General features: G+C 67.4%; 3 protein-coding genes. All 3 read right to left on the bottom strand.

From position 1 onward, the window contains the following. Positions 1–66: 66 nt before the first annotated feature. Entirely contained in the window at positions 67–1,053 is a 987-nt protein-coding gene (locus AC1D15_RS21720) for an NAD(P)H-quinone oxidoreductase (RefSeq protein ID WP_477827600.1), read from the bottom strand. A 70-nt stretch (positions 1,054–1,123) separates the two neighbouring features. Continuing rightward, on the bottom strand, positions 1,124–3,238 hold the full coding sequence (gene pnp, locus AC1D15_RS21715; protein ID WP_477827599.1) for a polyribonucleotide nucleotidyltransferase: 2,115 nt from the start codon (positions 3,236–3,238) through the stop codon (positions 1,124–1,126). Positions 3,239–3,446: 208 nt separating this feature from the next. Continuing rightward, positions 3,447–3,716, bottom strand: a complete 270-nt coding sequence (gene rpsO / locus AC1D15_RS21710) for a 30S ribosomal protein S15 (protein ID WP_047502936.1) — start codon at positions 3,714–3,716, stop codon at positions 3,447–3,449. Positions 3,717–3,746 lie beyond the last annotated feature (30 nt).

Here is a 3,746-nt window from a genome sequence, read left to right as displayed (position 1 = left end):
TCCAGTTGCCGACGACGAGTTTGCGACGCATGCCCGAAGCTCCTTGTGCAGTGCTCAGTTGTGTACTCACCATGTGAGCACCAGCTTGCCGATGTGCTGGTTCGATTCCATCAGCGCGTGGGCCTCGGCCGCCTGCGCCGCCGGGAACACCTGGTGGATCACCGGCTTCACGCGGCCGGCGTCGAGCCACGGCCACACCTGCTGCTGCAGCGCCTTCGCGATCGCGGTCTTGAACGCGACGGAGCGCGGACGCAGCGTCGAGCCGGTGATGGTCAGCCGCCGGCGCAGCACGGCGCCAGCATCGATCTGCGCCGTCGTGCCGCCCTGCACCGCGATCAGCGCGATGCGGCCGTCGTCGGCCAGACACTGYAGCTCGCGTGCGATGTAGTCGCCGGCCACCATGTCGAGGATCACGTCGGCACCGCGGCCGTCGGTGACCCGCTTCACTTCGGCGACGAAGTCGTGCGTGCGGTAGTTGATCGCATGGTCGGCGCCGAGCGACACGCAGGCGGCGCACTTGTCGTCGCTGCCGGCGGTCGCGATCACGCGCGCACCGAAGGCCTTGGCCAGCTGGATCGCGGTGACGCCGATGCCGCTCGTGCCGCCCTGCACCAGCAGCGTCTCGCCCGGTTGCAGGCGGGCGCGCTCGAACACGTTGGACCAGACGGTGAAGAAGGTCTCGGGCAGGCTCGCGGCCTCGATGTCGCTGAAGCCTTGCGGCACCGGCAGGCACTGGCCCACCGGCGCAACGCACAACTCGGCATAGCCGCCACCGGCCACCAGCGCGCACACGCGGTCGCCGATGGAGATGCCGGCGGCAGCCAGCGCCGCTGCATCGCCACCGATCACCTCGCCCGCGACCTCCAGCCCCGGCAGGTCGGACGCGCCCGGCGGCACCGGGTACAGGCCCTTGCGTTGCAGCACGTCGGGACGGTTGACGCCCGATGCGCCGACGCGGATCAGCAGTTCGCCGGCAGCCGGCACGGGCGCCGCGCRCTCGATGGCGCGCAGCACGTCAGGCGCGCCGGGGGTGGTGATCGCGATGGCTTTCATCGGAAGCTCGGTGGGCAGGACGCCACCACACGGCCACCGCGTCGAGACGCAGCGGCCGCGCGGCCGGTCATCACTCCTGCGCAGGCGCCTGGTCGCGGTCGATCAGGGCCTTCATCGACAGCTTGACGCGGCCCTTCTCGTCGGTCTCGAGCACCTTGACCTTGACGATCTGGCCTTCCTTCAGGAAGTCGGTGACCTTCTCGACGCGCTGGTGCGCGATCTGGCTGATGTGCAGCAGGCCGTCCTTGCCCGGCAGCAGGTTGACCAGCGCACCGAACTCCAGCAGCTTGGTGATCGGGCCCTCGTAGACCTTGCCCACCTCGACTTCGGCGGTGATCTCCTCGATGCGCTTCTTCGCGTAGGCGGCCTTGTCGGAGTCGGCCGACGCGATCGTGATGGTGCCGTCTTCGCCGATGTCGATCGTGGTGCCGGTCTCTTCGGTCAGCGCACGGATGGTCGCGCCGCCCTTGCCGATCACGTCACGGATCTTCTCCGGGTTGATCTTCATCGTGTACAGGCGCGGTGCGAACTGCGAGACCTCGGTCTTCGCTTCGCCCATCGCCTCGGTCATCTTGCCGAGGATGTGCAGGCGGGCTTCCTTGGCCTGCGCCAGCGCGACCTGCATGATCTCCTTCGTGATGCCCTGGATCTTGATGTCCATCTGCAGCGCGGTCACGCCGGCGGTCGTGCCGGCCACCTTGAAGTCCATGTCGCCCAGGTGATCTTCATCGCCGAGGATGTCGGTCAGCACGGCGAAGCGGTTGCCGTCCTTGATCAGGCCCATCGCGATGCCGGCGACGTGCGCCTTCAGCGGCACGCCGGCGTCCATCAGCGCGAGGCAGCCGCCGCACACCGAGGCCATCGACGACGAGCCGTTCGACTCGGTGATCTCCGAGACCACGCGCATCGAGTACGGGAACTCGACGCGGTCCGGCAGCACTGCGACCAGCGCGCGCTTGGCGAGGCGGCCGTGGCCGATCTCGCGGCGCTTCGGCGTGCCGACGCGGCCGGTTTCGCCGGTGGCGAACGGGGGCATGTTGTAGTGCAGCATGAAGTGCTCGCTGAACTCGCCGGCGAGCGCGTCGATCTTCTGCGAATCGCGGTCGGTGCCGAGCGTCGCGGCGACCAGCGCCTGCGTCTCGCCGCGGGTGAACAGCGCCGAGCCGTGCACGCGCGGCAGCACGCCGTTGCGGATCTCGATCGCGCGCACGGTGCGGGTGTCGCGGCCGTCGATGCGGGGTTCGCCCTGCAGGATCTGGCTGCGCACGATGCGCGCCTCGATGTCGAACAGCACGTTGTCGACCTTGACCTTGTCGAACTCGACACCTTCGGCGGTCAGCGCGGCCAGCACCGAAGCGGTGGCTTCGCGCGTGGCCTGCGTGCGGGCCTGCTTCGAGCGGATCTGGTAGGCAGCGCGCAGCTTCTCTTCGGCCAGGCCGGTGACCTTGCCGATGAAGGCCTCGTCCTTGGCGGGCGCGGCCCAGTCCCAGGCCGGCTTGCCGGCGTCACGCACCAGCTCGTTGATCGCGGCGATGGCGATCTTGCTCTGGTCGTGGCCGAACACCACGCCGCCGAGCATCACTTCTTCGCTCAGCTGCTGGGCTTCGGATTCGACCATCAGCACGGCGGCTTCGGTGCCCGCGACGACCAGGTCCATCTGCGAGTCGAGCAGCTGGGTCTTGCCCGGGTTCAGCACGTACTGGCCGTTGACGTAGCCGACGCGTGCGGCACCGATCGGGCCGTTGAACGGGATGCCCGAGATCGCGAGCGCGGCGCTCGAGCCGATCAGCGCGGCGATGTCGGCCGAGACTTCCGGGTTCAGCGACAGCACGTGGATGACGACCTGGACTTCGTTGTAGAAGCCTTCGGGGAACAGCGGGCGCAGCGGGCGGTCGATCAGGCGCGAGGTCAGCGTCTCGAGTTCGCTCGGGCGGCCTTCACGCTTGAAGAAGCTGCCGGGGATCTTGCCGGCGGCATAGGTCTTCTCGATGTAGTCGACCGTCAGCGGGAAGAAATCCTGGCCCGGCTTCGCGCTCTTCGCACCGACCACGGTGGCGAGGATCACGGTGTCTTCGATGTTGACCAGCACGGCACCGCTCGACTGGCGGGCGATCTCGCCGGTTTCCAGCGTGACCGTGTGCTGGCCCCATTGGAAGGTCTTGGTGACTTTGTTGAACATGCTCATGTCATTTCTCCGGTTTGTTGTCAGCGCCTCGTGAGGGCGGCGCCCTTGGACCCGGAACTGCGGCAACCTGGCGCGATGCCATTCCAGCGGCGCTCATCCGTTCGAACGCTGGTGGAATGACACATCGTCATCTGTGGGTGCTCAGCTCCAAAAGCGCAAAGAGCCTGTGCTGGAGGATCCAGACAGGCTCTCGGCTTTCATTCGCGGATTACTTGCGCAGACCCAGCTTCTGGATCAGCGCGGTGTAGCGGTCGGCATCGGTCTTGCGCAGGTAGGCCAGCAGGCTCTTGCGGGTGTTGACCATCTTCAGCAGGCCGCGGCGACCGTGGTGGTCTTTCAGGTGCAGCTTGAAGTGGGGGGTCAGCTCGTTGATGCGAGCGGTCAGCAGGGCCACTTGCACTTCGGGGGAGCCGGTGTCGTTGGCGCTGCGGGCATTGGCCTTGACGATCTCGGCCTTGTTCAGATCTGCGACGGACATGTCAGTTTCCTGATGTTCCTGCCCTCTGGC

Source organism: Rhizobacter sp. P2_H2 (assembly GCF_056403375.1).
The sequence above is the reverse complement of the archived record's forward strand: the minus strand, read 5'-3'. Positions and strand labels throughout refer to the sequence as shown.

Bases quoted from the DNA above. Each gene is read 5' to 3' on its own strand.
- pnp (WP_477827599.1), bottom strand. From the start codon at position 3,238: ATGAGCATGTTCAACAAAGTCACCAAGACCTTCCAATGGGGCCAGCAC.
- rpsO (WP_047502936.1), bottom strand. From the start codon at position 3,716: ATGTCCGTCGCAGATCTGAACAAGGCCGAGATCGTCAAGGCCAATGCC.